The 625-nt window shown below is 61.3% G+C and carries 2 protein-coding genes; both read left to right on the forward strand.

The features are described from left to right. Positions 1 to 281 (forward strand): amino acid--tRNA ligase-related protein (locus GTW58_RS13500; protein WP_342453325.1); only part of this gene is annotated, 281 nt, incomplete at its 5' end. Positions 282 to 283: 2 nt separating this feature from the next. After that, complete coding sequence (locus GTW58_RS13505; protein WP_166834571.1) at positions 284 to 556, forward strand: hypothetical protein; 273 nt, start codon at positions 284 to 286, stop codon at positions 554 to 556. Positions 557 to 625: the final 69 nt, after the last annotated feature.

Raw genomic sequence — 625 nt, forward strand, 5'->3', positions numbered from 1 at the left:
CCTGGGATTTGATTATCGGTGGTATGGAGCGCGGGACGGCATTCTCCGAACTCATCGATCCCGTAATTCAGCGTGAGCGTCTGACCGAACAGTCCAAAATGGCGGCCGCCGGTGACGACGAAGCCATGCAGTTGGGTGAAGATTTCCTGCGGTCGCTGGAACACGGTGCCCCGCCAATGGGTGGCCTGGGGCTTGGCCTGGACCGATTGATCATGTTGTTCACCGATCTGGGTATTCGCGAAACCATCCTGTTTCCGCTCATGAAGCCCGAGAGGGACTGACCGTGACTGAGTATCTTGCCGTTCTCCTGCCCTCGATCGGTGTGGGCCTCATCTTCTGGTTCGTGATGCGCGCCATCATGCGGGCCGACCGTGGTGAACGGGAGGCGGAGAAGGCCGCGCGCTCGGACGCCGAACAGTGGTACCAGCAAATGCGCGCCCGGGAGGGGCACGACATCGCCCAGAACCCCGGTGCCGAACCGGGCCCCGACGGCGGGAAACGTCAGAGAGCGAAGGGTGGACACAACCCTTCTGGAACCTCGCGGGAACCCGAATAGCCGAGCGGCGATACCGCTTTTTTCGTGGTGCACGCCACGTGAAGAACCAGATGTTCATGTGAATCCCCT

The sequence above is a fragment of the Kocuria subflava genome (assembly GCF_012163155.1).
GTDB lineage: Bacteria > Actinomycetota > Actinomycetes > Actinomycetales > Micrococcaceae > Kocuria > Kocuria subflava.